Origin of the sequence: Arthrobacter sp. zg-Y844, assembly GCF_024385465.1 — a bacterium.
Classification (GTDB): domain Bacteria; phylum Actinomycetota; class Actinomycetes; order Actinomycetales; family Micrococcaceae; genus Arthrobacter_B.
On the sequence record NZ_JANFLS010000001.1, the window covers coordinates 999,874 to 1,018,467 of the forward strand.

Consider the following 18,594-nt stretch of genomic DNA (forward strand, 5'->3'; position numbering starts at 1 on the left):
GAATGCGACAACATAGCCTCGCTTAACACAGGGGTATCGCACAAATCACATGCTGTACGTGAGACAGCCGGTCAGCACTCCACCACATTCACGGCCAGCCCGCCGAGCGCGGTTTCCTTGTACTTGGAGCTCATATCGCGGCCGGTTTCCCGCATCGTCACAATGACTTCATCCAGCGAGACCCGGTGTTCGCCGTCGCCCCAAAGTGCCATTTTGGCGGCGTTGACAGCCTTCGCGGCGCCGATGGCGTTCCGTTCGATGCAGGGCACCTGCACCAGTCCGCCGATCGGATCGCAGGTCAGGCCGAGGTTGTGCTCCATGGCGATCTCGGCGGCGTTTTCCACCTGTTCCGGGGTGCCGCCCAGGATTTCGGCCAGACCGGCGGCGGCCATGGACGACGCCGATCCCACCTCGCCCTGGCAGCCCACCTCGGCGCCGGAAATGGAGGCCTGCTCCTTGTAGAGCACCCCCACGGCGGCGGCGGCAAGCAGGAAGCGGACCACGACGTCGTCACGCTGCTCGGGTGTGGCGTTCTCCATGCCCGGGCCGTAGTGGGTGGCGTAGAACATCACTGCGGGGATGATGCCCGCCGCGCCGTTGGTGGGGGCGGTGACCACGCGCCCGCCGGAGGCGTTTTCCTCGTTCACGGCCAGTGCCACGAGGTTCACCCATTCCTGCCAGAACTTCGGGTCCCGGTTCGGATCCTCGGCGCGCAGCCGGGTGTGCCAGGCCGGCGCACGACGGCGGACCTTCAGTCCGCCGGGCAGGAGGCCGGTGCGGCGGATGGCGGAGTTCTTGCACTCCTCCATCACGTCGCGGATGTGCAGCAGGCCGGAGCGGATCTCCGCTTCGGTGCGGGAGGCCAGCTCGTTGGCCAGCATCACTTCGCTGATGCTCAGTCCGCTGCCGGTGCAGTGCTGCAGCAGCTCGACGGCGGTGCGGAAGGGGTACGGCAGGTCGGATTTGCTGGCCTCGAGTTCCAGGGCATCCGCCCGTTCTTCACCCTCGCGGACAATGAAGCCGCCGCCCACGGAGAAGAAGGTGGCGTCCCGCAGCACGGAGCCGTCGGCGGCCAGGGCGGCGAACTTCATGCCGTTGGTGTGCCGCGGCAGCACCGTCAGCGGGTGCAGCACGATGTCCGCCTCGCCGTACTCCAGCGGGCAGGCCACTGCCCCGGGAACCTGCGCGCACAGCTGCAGTTTCCGGGTCGCCTCAATGTCGGCCAGCCGCTGCTCCACCTGTTCGGGCAGGATGAGTTCGGGGGCGAAGCCCTCCAGACCCAGCAGCACTGCAGTCATGGTGCCGTGGCCCCGGCCGGTCGCCGCGAGGGAACCGTACAGGTCCACCCTCAGGCCGGCGACGTCGGCCAGGCTGCCGGCGTCGACCAGCTCCGCCGCGAACACGGCAGCGGCACGCATCGGCCCCACCGTGTGGGAGCTCGATGGGCCGATGCCCACGGTAAACAGGTCAAAAACGCCGACAGCCAAGGTAGTGCTTCCTAACGGTTTGCCGCAGCGGGGGCAGCAGCGAGATCCGCCACCTCCGGGTACAGCGGATGGGCCTGCGCGAGAGCGGTAACTCGTTCGCGCAGCGGTGCCAGATCGGTGTCCTCACCGGCGATGAGAGCCTGGGCAATGATGTCCGCGACTTCCCGGAATGCGTCTTCACCGAAGCCGCGGGTGGCCAGGGCGGGGGTGCCGATCCGCAGGCCCGAGGTCACCATGGGCGGCCGCGGATCGAACGGCACGGCGTTGCGGTTCACGGTGATGTCGATCTGCGCGAGACGGTCTTCGGCTTCCTGGCCGTTGAGGGCCGCATTGCGCAGGTCCACGAGCACCAGGTGCACATCCGTGCCGCCGGAGACCACCGAGATGCCGGCGGCAGCGACGTCGTCGGCCAGCAGGCGTTCGGCAAGGATCCGGGCGCCGGCGAGCGTGCGCTCCTGCCGCTCTTTGAACTCGGGAGTGGCTGCAATCTTGAAGGCTGTCGCCTTGCCGGCAATCACGTGTTCCAGCGGTCCGCCCTGCTGGCCCGGGAACACTGCAGAGTTGATCTTCTTGGCAATGTCGGCGTCGTTGGACAGGATGATGCCGCCGCGGGGACCGGCAAGGGTCTTGTGCGTGGTGGTGGTGACCACGTGGGCGTGGGGGACGGGGCTGGGGTGCAGTCCCGCGGCCACCAGACCGGCGAAGTGGGCCATATCCACCATCAGGAAAGCACCCACCTCGTCCGCGATGCGGCGGAATTCAGCGAAGTCCAGCTGGCGGGCGTAGGCGGACCAGCCCGCCACGATCAGCTTGGGCCGGTGTTCCTTGGCAAGGGCCTCTACTTCAGCCATGTCCACGCGGTGGTCCTCTTCGGACACGTTGTAGGGGACCACGTTGTAGAGCCGGCCGGAGAAGTTGATCTTCATGCCGTGCGTCAGGTGCCCGCCGTGCGCCAGGGACAGGCCCAGGATGGTGTCTCCGGGCCGGATCAGGGCGTGCATAACGGAGGCGTTGGCCTGCGCGCCGGAGTGCGGCTGGACGTTGGCGAAGCCCGCACCGAACAGGGACTTGGCGCGGTCGATGGCCAGCTGCTCAATGACGTCCACGAATTCGCAGCCGCCGTAGTAGCGCCGTCCCGGGTAGCCTTCGGCGTACTTGTTGGTCAGCACCGATCCCTGGGCTTCCATGACGGAAACGGCGGTGTGGTTCTCGGAGGCGATCATCTCCAGGCCCTGCTGCTGCCGGCGGAGCTCGTTGTCGATCTGCGCTGCGACCTCGGGGTCAACTACCGCGAGGGAGTCGTTGAGGTAATCGCTCACAGGTCGCCGCCGTTCTTTTCCGCGTATTCCTCGGCGCTGAGCAGTGCGCCTTCACTCGTGGCATTCACGGTGAACAGCCAGCCGGCACCGTACGGGTCCTCGTTCAGGAGGGCCGGATTGTCGATGGCCTCCTGGTTGATCTCCACGATCTCGCCGGACACCGGCGCGTAGAGATCCGAGACGGACTTGGTGGACTCAACCTCGCCGCAGGTTTCGCCGGCGGTCACGGTGTCGCCGACGGCAGGAAGGTCAACATAGACGACATCGCCGAGGGCGTCTGCGGCGACAGCTGAAATGCCGACGCGGACGGGGCTCGAGGAGTCTACCCACTCGTGTTCGGCGGAATAGCGGAGTCCTGCGTTTACTTTGCTCATCTGTTTGCCTTTCGAAGCTGTGTCGGGTGCGTTCGGGTCTGGTTCAAAGTCTAGGCCGGGGCGTCGGAAGCGCGGCATTCTGCCGCCCTTAGCGTTCCAGATCCTGCCCTCCTCCTCGCAAGCTCGGAGAGGGGACCCTGGATCTTTCACTGCCTCGCTCGTTCCTCGCTCGGCGATGCGGGGCTACACGAACGCCGCGCCGCGCGCACCGTTCAAAGGTGTCAGAAACGTGCTCACCTACACACGTGAGCCGCTGTCTGTGCCTTGCCCACAGCGTCACCCCGCGCCGCCGTCACAAGAATCTTTTTTGGTCTTTGGCGTTACTGCTTGCTGCGCTTATAGAACGGAAGTTCCACAACCGTGAAGGGTTCGGGCTTGCCACGGAGGTCCACTGAGAGGGCCGTGCCGGGCTCCGTGAATGGCGTATCCACATAGGCGAGGGCGATAGGGAAGCCGAGGGTCGGGCTGGGAGCACCGGAGGTGACTTCGCCGATGACCGTTTCGCCGTCGCTGCTGTGGACCGGATAGTGGCTGCGCGCCGAACGGCGGCCGGAGCCCTTGAGGCCCACGAGGCGGCGGGCAGGTCCGGCGGCCTTCCGGGCTTCGAGGGCGGCACGCCCCACGAAGTTCCCCTCCTTGGAGAGGGCGACGACGGGTCCCAGGCCGGCGGCGTACGGGTCCGTGTCCAGCGTGAGCTCGTTGCCGTAGAGCGGCATCCCGGCTTCGAGACGGAGCGAATCGCGGCAGGCCAGACCCGCCGGAATCAGCCCCCGGTCCTCACCCGCAGCCAGCAGCGCAGACCAGAGGGCCGCGGCGTCGTCGTTGGGGACGTAGATCTCGAACCCGTCTTCGCCGGTGTACCCGGTGCGGGCCACGAGCAGGTCCAAGGTCCGCTCCCCCGCCCGGATGCCCACCGTGGCCGCGGCGTAGTACTTCATCCCGGTGACGGTCTCGGCCTGATCGGCGGGGACCAGGTCCAGCAGGATCGCTTCGGCCACCGGCCCCTGGACGGCAACCAGCGAGGTTTCCGCCGAGACATTGTTCACGGCGACGTCGAAGCCCTCGGCGCGGGACGCCAGTTCGGCGGCCACGGTGTCCGCGTTGCCCGCGTTGGGCACCACCAGATAGGCATCGTCGGCGAGCCGGTAGCTGATCAGGTCATCGATGATCCCGCCGTCGTTATTGGTGATCAGCGAATACTTGGCGCGTCCCACCTTCACTGCGGAAAGTTTTCCGACCAGGGCGTAGTCCAGGAACGCCCCGGCGTCGGGCCCGGAGACCTCCACTTCACCCATGTGGGAGAGGTCGAACAGCCCGGCTGCGCTGCGCACGGCCTTATGTTCGGCCAACTCGGAGCTGTATTTCAGGGGCATCTGCCAGCCGCCGAAGTCGGTGAAGGAAGCGCCCAGCTGTTTGTGCGCCTCGTAGAGCGCCGTGTACTTCTCAGTCATGGAATGTTCCTTCTAGTTTTCGAAGTCTTCGATGGGCGGGCAGGAGCAGATCAGGTTCCGGTCCCCTGCGGCGCCGTCAATGCGGCCTACCGGCGGGAAGTACTTGTCCATGCGCAGGCTGCGCAGCGGGAAAGCGGCCTGTTCGCGCGGGTAGGCGCGGTCCCATTCATTGGCTGCTACGACGACGGCGGTGTGCGGGGCATTGCGCAGCGGGCTGCCTTCGAGGGTGAAGTCCCCGGCCGCCACCTGGTCGATTTCGGCACGGATGGCGATCATCGCGTCGATGAAGCGGTCCATTTCGCCCAGGTCCTCGGACTCGGTGGGTTCCACCATCAGGGTGCCGGCCACCGGGAAGGACAGCGTGGGGGCATGGAACCCGTAGTCCACCAGCCGCTTGGCCACGTCCTCGGCGGTAACGCCGGTTTTGGCGGTCAGTTCCCGCAGGTCCAGGATGCACTCGTGCGCCACCAGCCCGCCCTTGCCCGTGTAGAGCACGGGGTAGTACTCGTTCAGCCGGGCAGCCACGTAGTTCGCCGCGAGCAGGGCGTGCTTGGTGGCGCTGGTCAGGCCTTCACCGCCCATCAGGCTGACGTACGCCCAGGAGATGGGAAGCACGCCGGCGGAGCCGAAGCGGGACGCGGACACGGGAATGTCCTCGCCGCCGGTCCAGGTGGCGGCATCGCCGGGCATGAAGGGCGCGAGGTGCGCCTTGGCTGCCACGGGGCCGACGCCGGGACCGCCGCCGCCGTGCGGGATGCAGAAGGTCTTGTGCAGGTTCAGGTGGGACACGTCGCCGCCGAACTCACCCGGCTGCGCCAGGCCGACCAGCGCGTTGAGGTTGGCGCCGTCAATGTAGACCTGGCCGCCGGCCTCGTGGACCGCTTCGCAGACGTCGCGGACGTCGTCGTCGAACACGCCGTGGGTGGAGGGGTAGGTGATCATGATGGCGGCGAGGTTTTCGCGGTTCGCATCGATCTTGGCGCGCAGGTCCGCGTGGTCGATGGCGCCGTCGTCGGCGGTGGCCACCACCACCACCTTCATGCCGGCCAGCACAGCGGAGGCGGCGTTGGTGCCGTGCGCCGAGGCGGGGATGAGGCAGACAGTGCGCTGTTCGTCGCCGCGCGAATGGTGGTAGCCGCGGATGGCAAGCAGCCCGGCCAGTTCACCCTGCGAACCGGCGTTGGGCTGGATGGAAACCGTGTCATACCCGGTGATGACCGCGAGCTTCTCTTCCAGGTCCGCGATCAGTTCGCGCCAGCCCTCGGTCTGGGAATCCGGAGCGAACGGGTGGATGGAGGCGAACTCCGGCCAGGTCATGGCCTGCATTTCGGCGGTGGCGTTGAGCTTCATGGTGCAGGAGCCCAGCGGGATCATGGTGCGGTCCAGGGCCAGGTCGCGGTCCGAGAGGCGGCGCAGGTAGCGCAGCATCTGGGTTTCGGAGCGGTAGGAGGAGAACACCGGGTGCGTCATGAACTCCGAGGTACGCAGGATCCCAGCCGGCAGGTCGAAGCCGTCCGCCGCTTCCACGGAGGCGGCACCGAAGGCTGCGGCGACGTCGGCGATCACGGCCGGCGTCGTCGTTTCGTCGGCGGAGATGCCCACGGTGTCCGCATCGATCCGGCGCAGGTTGATGCCCTTCGCCTCCGCGGCGGCAATGACCTCCGCAGCGCGGCCGGGAACGCGGGCAGTAACGGTATCGAAGAAGGACTCGTGCAGCAGTTCGACGCCGGCGGCCTTCAGTGCGGTAGCCAGCGTCCGGGCGGAATCGTGGGCGCGGCGGGCAATCGCGGTGAGGCCTTCGGGGCCGTGGTAGACGGCGTACATGGAGGCCACGATGGCCAGCAGCGCCTGCGCGGTGCAGATGTTCGAGGTCGCCTTTTCGCGGCGGATGTGCTGCTCCCGGGTCTGCAGCGCCAGGCGGTAGGCGGGGGTGCCGGCGGAATCCTTGGAGACGCCCACCAGGCGGCCGGGCAGGGAACGCTCCAGGCCCTTGCGGACGGCCATGTAGGCGGCGTGCGGTCCGCCGTAGAACAGGGGAACGCCGAAGCGTTGTACGGAGCCGACGGCAATGTCCGCGCCCTGCTCACCGGGAGGCGTGATGAGGGTCAGGGCCAGCAGATCCGCGGCCACGGTGACGAGCGCCCCGCGGTCCTTCGCCTCGGCGATCAGGGATGAGGAGTCGCGCACCACGCCGGAGGCGCCGGGCTGCTGGAGCACAACGCCGGCCAGCTCGCCTTCGGGCAGGCCGTCGGCAAGGTCGGCAACAATGACGTCGAAGCCGAGCGCCTTGGCCCGGCCCTTCACCACGGCGATGGTCTGCGGGAAGAGCTCCGAGTCCAGCACGATGGCGCCGTTGCTGTGGGACTTGTTGGACCGGCGCATCAGCAGCACGGCCTCGGCCACCGCAGTGGCTTCGTCCAGCAGGGACGCGTTGGCGATGGGCAGGGCGGTGAGGTCCTGGACCATGGTCTGGAAGTTCAGGAGCGCTTCGAGCCGGCCCTGGGAGATTTCGGGCTGGTAGGGGGTGTAGGCCGTGTACCAGGCCGGGTCCTCGACCACGTTGCGCAGGATCACCGGAGGGGTGTGGGTGCCGTAGTAGCCCTGGCCGATCATCTGGACGGCCGTCTTGTTCTTCCCGGCAATCCTCCGCAGGGCCGCGAGGGTTTCCTCTTCGCTCTTCGCCGGATCCAGGACCAACGGGAAATTCTGCCGGATCGCGGCGGGGACGGCCATGTCCACCAGACCGTCAAGGGAGTCGTAGCCGACGGCTTTGAGCATGGTTTCCACGGCGTCGGCGCGGGCACCGATGTGCCGGTCCACAAACGCGGCGGCAAGAGTAGAGGAGGACGGTTCTACAGGCATGTGAGGCTCCAGGAAAGGCAGACGGGGGTACGTCGACGGCGACGGCTCCTCCCCGATCTGTATTGGACCTGAGAGATTCCGCGGGTGTACTTCCGCTTGCACCGTCGGTGAGTTTCCGGCACGGCCGGGAACTGCTTTCCAGAGTTGCCTCGCTGTGGCGGTACGGGGGCCTGAGAGATTCCCGGGGAGGGTTTGCTCCTACGGCGCCCGCCGATGCTGATGCGCATCCGGCGGGACTCTCCCGCCACGGCTGATAAAGGCATATTCAGTTGGAACTGCTGATGTGACACGGCCAACTTTAGCCTGCCCCCGGCACCGCCTCAACCCTCAGACACGCCCGGGCGCGGGTGCCGGCTTCCGCCCGGGGAGCCTTCCGAACCCCCGTGTGACCTGCAACGTCACAGCTGCCTGAATTTGACGGGGCCTGTTAACGGCTTCCAAACTGAAATGTCGGCGGCAGCGCCAACATCCAGGTTTGCCTTATCGGGCGGCATAGGCGATTACGGCGGATGAGCTGCCGGCGGGTGCCTAAAAGAGAGATTTCAATGTCTGAGCACATAACCCGCCCACCAAGCGACAGCACTGTTTCCGCGCCGCAAAACAGTGCGGAAGAACCCCACCTCGCCCGTTCCCTGTCCAGCCGGCACATCCAGCTGCTGGCCATCGGCGGGGCCATCGGCACGGGATTGTTCATGGGGTCAGGCAAGACCATCTCCGCGGCCGGCCCGTCAGTGATCTTCGTCTACGCGATCATCGGCTTCATGCTCTTCTTCGTTATGCGGGCCATGGGCGAGCTGCTGCTCTCCAACCTTCGTTACAAGTCCTTCACCGACTTCTCCGCGGACCTGCTGGGTCCCTGGGCAGGCTTCTTCACGGGCTGGACCTACTGGTTCTGCTGGGTGGTCACCGGCATTGCCGACGTGGTGGCGATTGCCCACTACGTCACCTTCTGGTGGGGCAACGCTCCCCTGTGGATCCCGGCCCTGGCCTGCATCCTGGTCCTGCTGGCCCTGAACCTGCCGACGGTCAAGGCGTTCGGCGAAACCGAATTCTGGTTTGCGCTGGTCAAGATCGTCGCCATCCTGACGCTCATCGTAGTTGGACTGGTCATGATCCTGACCGGCTTCACGCACGGCGACGGGGTTACCGCCGGCTTCGGCAACCTCTGGGAACACGGCGGTTTCTTCCCCACCGGCCCCATGGGCTTTGTCGCCGGCTTCCAGATCGCGGTGTTCGCGTTTGTCGGCATTGAACTGGTGGGCACCACCGCGGCGGAAACCAAGGATCCGGAAAAGAACCTGCCCCGGGCCGTGAACTCCATTCCGATCCGTATCCTGCTCTTCTACGTAGGCGCCCTGACCGTCCTGATGGCTGTGATCCCGTGGGACGAATTCAGCGCCGACGAAAGCCCGTTCGTGGGTATGTTCACCTTGGCGGGGCTTGGCACCGCCGCAGCCATCGTGAACTTCGTAGTGCTGACATCCGCGGCATCTTCAGCGAATTCCGGGATATATTCCACTTCGCGTATGGTTTTCGGCCTGGCGCAGGAGGGTGATGCTCCCCGTCAGTTCGGCCGCCTCTCCCGGCGGAAGGTCCCCCAGAACGCGCTGTTCTTCTCCTGCACCTTCCTGCTGGCGGGCGTCGCCCTGCTGTACGCGGGCGAATCCGTCAGCGCGGCATTCACCTTGGTGAGCACCATTTCGGCCCTGTGCTTTATGTTCGTCTGGTCCATCATCCTGATCAGCTACCTGGTGTACCGCAGGCGCCGGCCGCAGCTGCATGAGGCGTCGAAGTTTCCGATGCCCGGCGGCGTCGTGATGGCCTACCTCGTGCTGGCGTTCTTCGTGTTTATCCTGTGGACGCTCACCACCCAGGCAGACACCCTGCAGGCGCTCCTCGTGACCCCCGCGTGGTTCGTCCTGCTGGGCATTGTCTATGCCGTCCTGCGGCGGACCCCCGTGCATCAGGCGCGGGTGGCTGCACACCACGACGACGTCGCCCGCGAGCGCGCTGCGCTCCCCGCTGCGAAGCCATAAGCGGCGCCTAGTACACCACCGTTCCCCGGGAGCTGACCGTTGCGCCGCCTCCCGGGGCACCGGCTTTGCTGCTGGCGTCTATCTCCAGTCCGAAGGTATTCAGCGGCACCTCCAGGGCCGAGACCAGGTGCGGCACCACTTCCTGCTGGATCCGGGCGATCACGCCCTGCACGTCGGCGTCGGAATTCACCGTCACCTTCATGGCCAGGTCCGGCTCGTCCGCAGTGCCGCGCAGGCGGACGGTTGAGCCCACCACGCCGGGCAGCTGTTCCGTCTCATTGCTGACGGCGGAGGCGAGCACCTGCGGATCACACACGGTGACGCCGTGTGCCGGGTCTTCCTGCAACCGGAATGTCCCCGCCGGCCGGGACCGGGGAATCTGGGCTTGAAGCCACCACAGCCCCAGGATGCCCAGGATCACCCCGGCCAGCAGCATGCCCCAGGGCACGTACTCCCCGGCCAGGAACCCCTGGCCGTCGGATTCGGGCAGCACCCGGTCCGAACGGCCCGGGCTGCCGCCGATGAGGCGGTCCAGGGTTCCGCTGGCAATAAGTGCTGCCAGCACTCCTGCCGCAAGGAACAGGACCCCGAGGATAATCAGCCACGTCCGGTTGGCCCTACCTGAATGGTGCCGCATTGCCCCTGCCTTCCTCTCCTGGTCCCGCCTGTCAGTCCCGCGTCCGAATGGTTGCCGTGACTTCCGGCACCGGATCCAGTCCGGTGGCGGCCAGGCGGGAGCGCACCCCGTCCACCACCCAGTGCTGCAGATCAGTGGTGCCGTGCAGCGCCGTCCGCACATCCAGATGGACCTTGCGCGAGGACGCCGTCGCGGAGGCGGAGGCCACACCGTCAATGTGGTCGCAGGTGGATGCCGCCAACCGCGCAACTGCACGCCGGCTCATCACCACGGTTTCCCCTCCCCGGACCGACGGAACGCCGCCCGCTTCCCCCGCTCCGGGCAGCCCCGGCATATTCACCGGCTTTGCCCGCAGCGGCAGTGCGGAGAAGTCCCCGGGGACCATTCCGCACAGCAGCAGGATCAGCCCGATCAGGAGCAGCACTACGGCACCGGTCCAGCCCCGGGTGCTGTCCCACCCGGTCTCGGAGAGCCAACCCAGCGGTTCCGTCACGAAGGCCGGCCAGCTCCCCTGAATGAGGCGGGCGACGGCGGCCCAGACCAGGCTTACACCGAGCGCCAGCATCACGATGGCGGAAATTGCTGCGGGCACGGAGCGGCTGGGCCTGCGCCGCATGGACACCGGCGGCGGGATCTTCGCGTTCATTGCAGCTTCCTTCGACCACGCGTATCCCGCTGCGGCGGCTTCAGCCAGGCAACCGTAATGTCCACCTGCCGCACCTGGACTCCGGTCAGCTCGGTGACCCGCTCCGTGATCCGGCGGCGGAGCTGCTCGGTGGCCTGGCGCAGCGGCATCGGATAGGGCAACCCCACAGTGACCTTGAGGCTGGCGACGTTTCCGGCCAACTCCACGCTGGCATCCGGCCGTGCGGAAAGATCCGCCCGGCTGCCGATACCGAGGAATCCTCCGGAGCTTCCGCCTGCAAACGTTTCGTCCCGGGCTACCTGGCTGGCCGTTTTTTCCAGCACCCGCCGGGCCAGGACGGTTTCGCCGCGGTCATCGGCATCCCGCCCCGAAACCAGCGACGGCGGAGCCGAGGGAATGCTCATCGGCTTGACGCTTTACCGAGCATTCCCGCCACGTCCACCTTCCCATCCGCCACCAACCCCACCAGCAGCCCGATCAGGCCGAACAGCAGCGTAATGAGGAACGCCAGCCAACCGCCGAAGGCCAGCACGATTCCCAGCACCAGCCCGATTAACAGACACCACCGCGTTGCGGACATGGAGTCCTCCTTTTGGTTGTTGTACGGCCCTTACTCCAGGCTCTTGGACTGGCTGGAGGGCTGCTGGTCGTCCTGGTCCTCGTTCTCATCCGGCAGGTGGACATCGGTGACATTCACGTTCACCTCCAGCACTTCCAGGCCGGTGGCGTTTTCCACGGACCGGATGACGTTGCGCCGGATGCCCTGGCTCACCTCCACCACGGAGAAGCCATACTCCACCACGATGCTGACGTCGATCGCGGCCTGGCGTTCGCCCTTTTCCACCGTGACGCCGTTGCTGACGTTGGTCTGCGAGCCCGGGATCCTTTCGGTCATGGAACTGAAAGCACGCCGGGCGGCATTGCCCATGGCATGCACGCCCGGCACCTCGCGGGTGGCCATGCCGGCCAGCTTCTGCACCACGGTTTCCTCGATGGTGGTGTCGCCCCGGGGTGTGTGCAGCGGTCCGGTCCGGCGCTCGGCGTCAGCCGACGGCGACGCGGAGGAGCCGCCCTGCCCCTGAGGTGAACCGGTCTGCATACTCTGGGCACCCTGCGGATTGGCCGTAGCGGACGTTGCCCCCGCTGTCTTTGATGGATCTGCCATGGGAATCATCTCCTGCGTTCATTGCGGATGCACCGCGCGCGTCCCTTACAGAGTTAATGACGTGCGAACGACCGAATCGTCACGGCAGAACCGGGACTTCGACCGTCTTTCGCCCGGTCCGTCCTGCGGTTATTCCTTGATGGCCGCCGTTCTGGGACAATCGAGCCACGTCCGGCCGCTGCCGGACGGGACAGGGACACCATGGCGGGATCCGAGCTGCCGCAGGCGGCGCATAACGGCGGGAGATCCCCGCGCACCGGGCCAGGGCACCGGTACCCGGACGAGGCGGCCCTGGTCGCGCTGGCCCGCGGAGGAGACCTGCCCGCCTTCGAGTATCTTGTGGCCATTTACCAGCGCAGGTTGTTCCGCCTCGCCTACCGCATGCTTCGGGACCGCGGTGATGCCGAGGACGTCGTGCAGGACACGCTGACGGCCGGCTGGCGGATGCTCCCGACCTTGAACCGGGAGGAAGCCTTCGGCGGCTGGGTCTACCGGACGGCCACCAACCGCTGCCTGGACGTCCTGCGGCACCGCAGCTCCCACCCGCAGGACCTGCCGGGCGCCGATCCGCTGGCCGACGCCGCCGCGGTCGTCACCGCCCGCGACTCGGACCGGGAAGCGGATCCGCACCGCACGGCGGAGGTGGCGGCAGAATTGGATGCCCTGCGGCGGGCCCTCTCCCTGCTTCCTGCGGATCAGCGGGCCTGCTGGCTGCTGCGTGAAGTCCATGGACAGAGCTATGCGGAGATCGGCGCTGCGCTGCGGATCAGCCCGCAGGCCGTGCGCGGACGGTTGTCGCGGGCCCGCGAACACCTGTCAGCAGCCATGACGCCGTGGCGGTAATCCCTTGTAATTCCACTTGTCAGACAATAATATCCACGATACGGAAGAAGTAACCGGCATCACTTTTATTGCTGTCCACCGGCATTGCCACAGGGAGAATCATTATGGCCATTGAAGTAACCGACTCCTCGCCCGCCGAAGGATCGGAAAACATCCTGACCCGCGAAGCGCTGGAATTCATCGAGGAACTCCACCGCCGCTTCCGCAGCACCCGCGACGAGCGGCTTGCCGCCCGCGCCGTCCGCCGCCAGGAAGCCGCCTCCACCGGCCGGCTGGATTTCCTGCCCGAGACCGCCGACATCCGCAGCGGAGACTGGAAGGTGGCCGAGGCACCCGCAGCGCTGCAGGACCGCCGGGTGGAAATGACCGGCCCGGCTTCCCCCGCCAAAATGGCCATCAACGCCCTGAACTCCGGCGCCAAGGTCTGGCTGGCCGACCTTGAAGATGCCTGCACCCCCACCTGGCACAACGTGGTGGATTCGCAGGTGAACCTCTACCGTGCCGCACGCAATGACCTCTCCTTCACCTCACCCGAGGGCAAGGAGTATGCACTGCGCACCGATGCCCCGCTCGCCGTCGTCGTAATGCGCCCGCGCGGATGGCACCTGCCCGAAAAACATGTGCTGATCGACGGCGAACCTGCCGTTGGCGCCCTGGTGGATTTCGGACTCCACTTTTTCTCCAATGCCCGGCAGCTGCTGGACAACGGACAGGGACCGTACTACTACCTGCCCAAGATGGAAAGCCATCTGGAGGCACGGCTCTGGAACGACGTCTTCAACTTCGCCGAGGAGTACGTGGGCGTGCCGCAGGGCTCCGTCCGGGCCACCGTCCTGATCGAGACCATTCCTGCCGCCTTCGAAATGGAGGAGATCCTCTACGAACTGCGCGATCACGCCTCCGGCCTGAACGCCGGGCGCTGGGATTACCTCTTCAGCATGATCAAGGTCTTCCGCGACGCCGGGAAGGACTACCTGCTGCCGGACCGGGCCGACGTCTCCATGACCGCACCCTTCATGCGCGCCTACACCGAACTGCTCGTGAAGACCTGCCACCGGCGCGGCGCCTTTGCCATGGGCGGCATGGCGGCCTTCATCCCCAACCGGCGTGAGCCTGAGGTGACGGCCGCCGCCCTGGCTAAAGTGAAGGCCGACAAAACCCGTGAGGCCGGCGACGGCTTTGACGGTTCCTGGGTGGCCCACCCTGATCTGGTGCCCGTCTGCCGGGAGGTCTTCGATGACGTCCTGGGCGACAAGCCGAACCAGGTGGACCGCCAGCGCGAGGACGTGTCCGTCACTGCCACCGACCTGCTCGATGTCAGCACCGCCGAAGGCTCCATCACGGAAGCAGGGCTGCGGTCCAACCTCTATGTGGCCGTCAACTACGTGGCCGTCTGGCTCTCCGGCAACGGTGCCGTCGCCATCCGGAACCTGATGGAGGACGCTGCCACTGCGGAGATTTCCCGCTCCCAGGTCTGGCAGCAGGTCCGCAACAACGTGGTGCTTGAGGATACCGGCGAGACCGTCACCGAGGAGCTCGTCAGCCGGATCCTGGCCGAAGAGACGGAACGGCTGCGCGGGGAGGTGTCGGAGGAAATGTTCACGGGGTACTTCGAGCCGGCCAGCCGGATCATCGGGGAGATCAGTCTGTCCAAGGACTACACGGACTTCCTGACCCTGCCGGCGTACGAGCTGATCGACTAGCCCTCGGGCGGGCGGGCCTTGCCGAAGTGCGGCAGGGCCCGCAGGTAGCCGCTCCCCCAGCGGGTGATGGCGTTGTATGCCTGGGCCCGGACCGCCGGTGCGGACAGGAACACGTCGTGCATCGCATTGGGGATCCGGTCCACGTTCACGGTGGAGCCCAGGGAGAGCGAGCGGTGAGCCACCACGTTGACGTCCAGCACGACGTCGGAGCGCGCCGCATCTTCCGACCAGCGCGGATGCAGGTAGCTGTTGTCTGACAGCAGCACCAGCACAGGCAGCTGCAGCTGCAGTCCCGCGGCGACCGTTGCCTGGGCGGAGAACACTGCATGCAGGAAAGCTACCGCGACCGGGAACCCCCGCACGGGACGCCACTCGGTGTCGTACTGCCATTCCCCGCCGAACGCCGCAGACACCGTCCGGGTGTAGATTCCGGGGTCAACCGGCGGCAACGGGCGGCGCGGGTGATGCTGCGCCTCCAGGCTGACCAGCGGTGAAATAACCCGGCGGGCCAGTTCCGTGGCCTGGAATTCCAGCCACGGACTGTTCAGGATCAGGGCTGCGGCCCGGCCGGGGTGGCGCTGCGCCCAGAGCGCCAGCGTCAGGCCGCCCGTGGAGTGCCCAAGCAGGATCAGCGGTCGGGCGTCGGCCGCGTCCTGCCCCATGGCTTCCAGCGCTGCACCCACATCCGCGTCATAGTCGCGGAGGTCCTGGACATAGCCGGGTTCCTCCCCCGGGCGCAGGCTGCGCCCGTAGTTGTGCAGGTCAACGGCGAAGAACCGCGCACCCTGCCCGGCCCAGTAGCGCGCCAGCTCGGTCTGGAAGAAATAGTCCGACCAGCCGTGCACGTAGAGGACATCCGCCGTCGGCCCGGACGCGGGCGGGTCGGACGGCGGGTCCGACGGCGTGTAGCGGACCAGGGTGGCAACCTTGCCGCCGGGCAGGTCCAGGGTCAGCTGGTCGAATTCCTCGCCCAGGATGTCCGGTTCCCACCGGCGCGGTTTGCTCATGCAGAAGCGCCGTCGGGCTCGAAGCGGATGACCTGGCGGATGGCGAGGCCGTCCGCCAGGGTATCCATGGCCGAGTTGATGTCCTCCAGCGCAATGGTGGAGGAGACCAGTTCCTCCACGGGTAGTTTCCCCTCCCGCCACAGCTGCGCGTAAACCGGGATGTCCCGGGCAGGAACGGCGGAACCGAGGTAGCTGCCGATGATGGTCCGGGCTTCGGCGGTCAGCGTCAGCGGCGTGATTTCGGAGGTTTGGTCCGGGGCCGGCAGCCCTACCGTGACGGTGGTACCCCCGGGGGCCGTGATCCGTACGGCCGTTTCGAAGGCGCGGGGATGGCCGGCAGCCTCGATCACCAGCGCGGGCCGGATGCCGGCGTCGAGCGCCTCCTGCGGCGTATACACGGCGTCGGCTCCGAGCTCCCGGGCGCGTGCCAGTTTCTCCGGCAATGAGTCAATGCCGATCACACTGTGCACGTCCAGGGACAGTGCCGTCAGGAGCGCAGCCATGCCGACGCCGCCGAGCCCGACGATCGCGACGTCGTCGTCCTTGCCCGGACGGGCCGGGTTCAGCACCGCGCCGCCACCGGTGAGGACGGCGCACCCCAGCAGGGCCGCCACGTGCGGCGGAATGTCGTCATCGACGGGTACCACTGACTTCCGGTTGACCACGGCATGCGTGGCGAAGCCGGAGACGCCGAGGTGATGGCGTACTTCGCCGCCGTCCGCGGCGCTCAGGCGCATCCCGCCGTCGAGCAGCGTGCCGGCATTATTCGCTGCGGATCCCGGGATGCAGGGCATCTTGCCCTCGGTCCGGCAGCCCGCACATTCACCGCAGCGGGGCAGGAAGGCCATCACCACGCGCTGTCCGACGGCGAGGTCGTCCACGCCCTCGCCCAGCTCCTCCACCTTGCCCGCGGCCTCGTGCCCGAGCAGCATGGGCAGCGGCCTCACCCGGCTGCCGTTTACCACCGACAGGTCCGAGTGGCACAGGCTCGCAGCCTCGATGCGCACCATGATTTCCCCGGGCCCGGGCGGCTGCAGCTGGAGGTCCTGGACCACCACCGGCCGGGACTGAGCGTAGGGGCGCGGGGCGCCGATGGTCTGCAGGACCGCGCCGCGGATGGACCGGGTGCTCTCGGTGCCCATGAACTCTCCCTCGAGTAGATTTCGAACCGGCTTCCGGTCCCTTTCGCGATACGCCAGCACTATTCCACCACGAAGAACCCGGGCCGTCCCGCTGTTTCCGCTGCCCGAACCGCCTCAACACGGCACCGGTGCCCGCCCGCCCGCCGTTCCACTGGCAAGATTAGGGCCATGAATGAGAGTTCCAGGACCGTACCGGCGCTGCCGGACAAAGACACCCTTGCGCTGAAGCGCGCGTTGGCTGCCGGCGATGTCACCGTCTTCGTGGACGGTACGGCGCTGCGGCTGCCCGACGCCGCCCGGGACGCTGTGCTGGACCTGCTGTCGCGTCTCGCGGCGGGCGCCCCCGTGACCGTGTCCTCGGAGCCGGCGGTGCCGGTGGATCCACCGCTTCCGGCCGGATCCGTGCCGCTGCTGACCACTTCCCAGGCGGCCGCTGCTGCCGGCATCTCCCATACCTACCTGCGCAACCTGACGGATGCCGGGATTATCCCGGTCCAATACCGCGGCTCGCACCGCCGTATCCGGATGGAAGACGTCCAGGCCTGGCTCGACTCGCAGCAGGCCGCGAGGGCAGCCAAAGCAGCCGGGGAAGCAACCGGGAACAGCGTGGACACCGCCGGCACCTGATACCGGAAGTCCGCCGGCGGAAAACCGGCTCCCGGTGCCACTGCACGGCCGTGTGGCGGGGACCTATGCTGGGGATGTGTCGGCGGACACCCCGCCGGCTGACCCTACTGACGGAGCAATACTGTGATCATCGGTATCCCCAAGGAAATCAAGAACAATGAATTCCGTGTAGCAATAACCGCCTCGGGCGTGCACGAACTGCGCTCCCATGGCCACCAGGTGCTGGTACAAAGCGGTGCCGGCACCGGCTCGAACATTACGGACGCGGAATACACCGCCGCCGGGGCGCAGATCCTGGACTCAGCCGACGACGTCTGGGCCCAGGCAGCCATGATCCTCAAGGTCAAGGAGCCCATTGCCTCCGAATACCGGCATTTCCGGCCGGGCCTGATCCTCTTCACTTACCTGCATCTGGCCGCGGAGCCGGAACTGACGGCTGCCCTGCTGGACCGCGGAGTCACCGCGATCGCCTATGAGACCGTGCAGCGCGGCCGGGCCCTCCCCCTGCTGGCACCCATGTCCGAAGTAGCCGGGCGGCTTTCGGTCCAGGTAGGTGCGCAGTCCATGATGGCCCCGGCGGGCGGGCCCGGCCTGCTGCTGGGCGGCGTTCCGGGTGTCCGGTCGGCCAAGGTCGTGGTGCTGGGGGCCGGCGTGGCCGGAACCAACGCGGCGGCGGCGGCCGTAGGCGCCCATGCGGACGTCACGGTCCTGGACATCAATATCGACCGGCTGCGGGAGCTCGATGAGCTGTATGCCGGCCGGATCAAGACGGTGGCATCCAACGCCTTCGAGATCGAGCGGGCCGTAGTGGATGCGGACCTCGTGATCGGCTCGGTACTGGTCCCCGGGGCACGGGCTCCGAAGCTGGTCACCAATGAGATGGTTTCGCGGATGAAGCCGGGAAGCGTACTGGTGGACATCGCGGTGGACCAGGGCGGCTGCTTCGAAGACAGCCACCCCACCACGCACGAAGATCCGACTTTCCGGGTGCACGGCTCCCTGTTCTACTGCGTGGCCAACATGCCCGGTGCGGTTCCGAATACGTCCACCTACGCGTTGACCAACGTGACGCTGCCGTACGCGGTATCGCTGGCCAGCCTCGGTGTGGCCGGCGCCTTTGAGAAGCACCCGGACCTCGCGCACGGGCTCAACATCGCCGGCGGCCGCGTCACCCACTCATCGGTCTCTGCAGCCCACGGGCTGGAGCTGGCCTCGGAGTGGCCTGATCTGGTGACTTCCTAGCAGTTCCACCGGCGAGCGTCCGGTCCGCGGCCGTTTGGATCGGACGGCGGCGG

The 18,594-nt window shown here is 67.1% G+C and carries 17 protein-coding genes and 1 riboswitch; of the genes, 5 read left to right on the forward strand and 12 right to left on the reverse strand.

What is annotated here, in order from left to right; genetic code table 11:
• Window positions 1-71 precede the first annotated feature (71 nt).
• From NNX35_RS04750 to gcvP, 5 genes are all read right to left on the reverse strand, one after another.
• Window positions 72-1,487: an L-serine ammonia-lyase gene (locus tag NNX35_RS04750; RefSeq protein ID WP_255765370.1), complete on the reverse strand. Its 1,416-nt coding sequence runs from the start codon at window positions 1,485-1,487 to the stop codon at window positions 72-74.
• Between the two features lie 11 nt (window positions 1,488-1,498).
• Window positions 1,499-2,806, reverse strand: coding sequence for a serine hydroxymethyltransferase (gene glyA / locus NNX35_RS04755; protein WP_255765371.1), 1,308 nt, complete (start codon window positions 2,804-2,806; stop codon window positions 1,499-1,501).
• Window positions 2,803-3,180, reverse strand: a complete 378-nt coding sequence (gcvH, locus tag NNX35_RS04760; protein WP_227919961.1) for a glycine cleavage system protein GcvH — start codon at window positions 3,178-3,180, stop codon at window positions 2,803-2,805. Before gcvH ends, glyA begins: the two co-directional genes overlap by 4 nt.
• 320 nt (window positions 3,181-3,500) lie before the next feature.
• Entirely contained in the window at window positions 3,501-4,631 is a 1,131-nt protein-coding gene (gene gcvT, locus NNX35_RS04765; protein ID WP_255867130.1) for a glycine cleavage system aminomethyltransferase GcvT, read from the reverse strand.
• Window positions 4,632-4,643: 12 nt separating this feature from the next.
• Complete coding sequence (gene gcvP, locus NNX35_RS04770; protein WP_255867131.1) at window positions 4,644-7,493, reverse strand: aminomethyl-transferring glycine dehydrogenase; 2,850 nt, start codon at window positions 7,491-7,493, stop codon at window positions 4,644-4,646.
• A gap of 148 nt (window positions 7,494-7,641) precedes the next feature.
• Window positions 7,642-7,747: riboswitch (glycine riboswitch) on the reverse strand.
• Between the two features lie 291 nt (window positions 7,748-8,038).
• On the opposite strand from gcvP, the gene cycA reads away from it, so the two are divergent.
• Complete coding sequence (gene cycA, locus NNX35_RS04775; protein WP_255867132.1) at window positions 8,039-9,529, forward strand: D-serine/D-alanine/glycine transporter; 1,491 nt, start codon at window positions 8,039-8,041, stop codon at window positions 9,527-9,529.
• Window positions 9,530-9,536: 7 nt separating this feature from the next.
• Here cycA and NNX35_RS04780 read toward each other — a convergent pair whose 3' ends face one another.
• The 5 genes from NNX35_RS04780 to NNX35_RS04800 are packed head-to-tail and all read right to left on the reverse strand — an operon-like array spanning window position 9,537 to window position 11,977.
• Complete coding sequence (locus NNX35_RS04780) at window positions 9,537-10,166, reverse strand: alkaline shock response membrane anchor protein AmaP (protein WP_255867134.1); 630 nt, start codon at window positions 10,164-10,166, stop codon at window positions 9,537-9,539.
• Window positions 10,167-10,197: 31 nt separating this feature from the next.
• A complete protein-coding gene (locus NNX35_RS04785) occupies window positions 10,198-10,812 on the reverse strand; it encodes a DUF6286 domain-containing protein (protein ID WP_255765377.1) in 615 nt (204 codons plus the stop codon).
• A complete protein-coding gene (locus NNX35_RS04790; protein WP_255765378.1) occupies window positions 10,809-11,216 on the reverse strand; it encodes an alkaline shock response membrane anchor protein AmaP in 408 nt (135 codons plus the stop codon). Before NNX35_RS04790 ends, NNX35_RS04785 begins: the two co-directional genes overlap by 4 nt.
• Window positions 11,213-11,392: a hypothetical protein gene (locus NNX35_RS04795; RefSeq protein ID WP_227919989.1), complete on the reverse strand. Its 180-nt coding sequence runs from the start codon at window positions 11,390-11,392 to the stop codon at window positions 11,213-11,215. The genes NNX35_RS04790 and NNX35_RS04795 overlap by 4 nt, the downstream gene beginning before the upstream one ends.
• A gap of 30 nt (window positions 11,393-11,422) precedes the next feature.
• On the reverse strand, window positions 11,423-11,977 hold the full coding sequence (locus NNX35_RS04800; RefSeq protein WP_255867135.1) for an Asp23/Gls24 family envelope stress response protein: 555 nt from the start codon (window positions 11,975-11,977) through the stop codon (window positions 11,423-11,425).
• Window positions 11,978-12,178: 201 nt separating this feature from the next.
• Between NNX35_RS04800 and NNX35_RS04805 the strand changes: the two genes are divergently transcribed.
• Together NNX35_RS04805 and aceB are read left to right on the forward strand one after the other, a co-directional pair.
• On the forward strand, window positions 12,179-12,820 hold the full coding sequence (locus NNX35_RS04805; RefSeq protein ID WP_255867136.1) for an RNA polymerase sigma factor: 642 nt from the start codon (window positions 12,179-12,181) through the stop codon (window positions 12,818-12,820).
• Window positions 12,821-12,924: 104 nt separating this feature from the next.
• Window positions 12,925-14,523 carry a malate synthase A gene (gene aceB, locus NNX35_RS04810; protein WP_255867138.1) on the forward strand — a complete coding sequence of 533 codons (1,599 nt, stop codon included), beginning with the start codon at window positions 12,925-12,927 and terminating at the stop codon, window positions 14,521-14,523.
• On the opposite strand, the gene NNX35_RS04815 is transcribed toward aceB, so the two are convergent.
• Window positions 14,520-15,530, reverse strand: coding sequence for an alpha/beta hydrolase (locus tag NNX35_RS04815; protein WP_255867140.1), 1,011 nt, complete (start codon window positions 15,528-15,530; stop codon window positions 14,520-14,522). The two genes, aceB and NNX35_RS04815, sit on opposite strands and share 4 nt — an antisense overlap.
• Window positions 15,527-16,672 carry an alcohol dehydrogenase catalytic domain-containing protein gene (locus NNX35_RS04820; RefSeq protein WP_255867141.1) on the reverse strand — a complete coding sequence of 382 codons (1,146 nt, stop codon included), beginning with the start codon at window positions 16,670-16,672 and terminating at the stop codon, window positions 15,527-15,529. Before NNX35_RS04820 ends, NNX35_RS04815 begins: the two co-directional genes overlap by 4 nt.
• A 168-nt stretch (window positions 16,673-16,840) precedes the next feature.
• On the opposite strand from NNX35_RS04820, the gene NNX35_RS04825 reads away from it, so the two are divergent.
• Both NNX35_RS04825 and ald read left to right on the forward strand, forming a co-directional pair.
• Entirely contained in the window at window positions 16,841-17,299 is a 459-nt protein-coding gene (locus NNX35_RS04825; RefSeq protein ID WP_255867142.1) for a helix-turn-helix domain-containing protein, read from the forward strand.
• A 123-nt stretch (window positions 17,300-17,422) separates the two neighbouring features.
• Window positions 17,423-18,541, forward strand: a complete 1,119-nt coding sequence (ald, locus tag NNX35_RS04830) for an alanine dehydrogenase (protein WP_255765385.1) — start codon at window positions 17,423-17,425, stop codon at window positions 18,539-18,541.
• Window positions 18,542-18,594 lie beyond the last annotated feature (53 nt).

What these genes read in the sequence shown, in the direction of transcription:
- gcvH (WP_227919961.1), bottom strand. Translation starts at nt 3,180, where the DNA reads ATGAGCAAAGTAAACGCAGGACTCCGCTATTCCGCCGAACACGAGTGG.
- gcvT (WP_255867130.1), bottom strand. Translation starts at nt 4,631, where the DNA reads ATGACTGAGAAGTACACGGCGCTCTACGAGGCGCACAAACAGCTGGGC.
- gcvP (WP_255867131.1), bottom strand. Translation starts at nt 7,493, where the DNA reads ATGCCTGTAGAACCGTCCTCCTCTACTCTTGCCGCCGCGTTTGTGGAC.
- cycA (WP_255867132.1), top strand. Translation starts at nt 8,039, where the DNA reads ATGTCTGAGCACATAACCCGCCCACCAAGCGACAGCACTGTTTCCGCG.
- NNX35_RS04780 (WP_255867134.1), bottom strand. Translation starts at nt 10,166, where the DNA reads ATGCGGCACCATTCAGGTAGGGCCAACCGGACGTGGCTGATTATCCTC.
- NNX35_RS04785 (WP_255765377.1), bottom strand. Translation starts at nt 10,812, where the DNA reads ATGAACGCGAAGATCCCGCCGCCGGTGTCCATGCGGCGCAGGCCCAGC.
- NNX35_RS04790 (WP_255765378.1), bottom strand. Translation starts at nt 11,216, where the DNA reads ATGAGCATTCCCTCGGCTCCGCCGTCGCTGGTTTCGGGGCGGGATGCC.
- NNX35_RS04795 (WP_227919989.1), bottom strand. Translation starts at nt 11,392, where the DNA reads ATGTCCGCAACGCGGTGGTGTCTGTTAATCGGGCTGGTGCTGGGAATC.
- NNX35_RS04800 (WP_255867135.1), bottom strand. Translation starts at nt 11,977, where the DNA reads ATGGCAGATCCATCAAAGACAGCGGGGGCAACGTCCGCTACGGCCAAT.
- NNX35_RS04805 (WP_255867136.1), top strand. Translation starts at nt 12,179, where the DNA reads ATGGCGGGATCCGAGCTGCCGCAGGCGGCGCATAACGGCGGGAGATCC.
- aceB (WP_255867138.1), top strand. Translation starts at nt 12,925, where the DNA reads ATGGCCATTGAAGTAACCGACTCCTCGCCCGCCGAAGGATCGGAAAAC.
- NNX35_RS04815 (WP_255867140.1), bottom strand. Translation starts at nt 15,530, where the DNA reads ATGAGCAAACCGCGCCGGTGGGAACCGGACATCCTGGGCGAGGAATTC.
- NNX35_RS04820 (WP_255867141.1), bottom strand. Translation starts at nt 16,672, where the DNA reads ATGGGCACCGAGAGCACCCGGTCCATCCGCGGCGCGGTCCTGCAGACC.
- NNX35_RS04825 (WP_255867142.1), top strand. Translation starts at nt 16,841, where the DNA reads ATGAATGAGAGTTCCAGGACCGTACCGGCGCTGCCGGACAAAGACACC.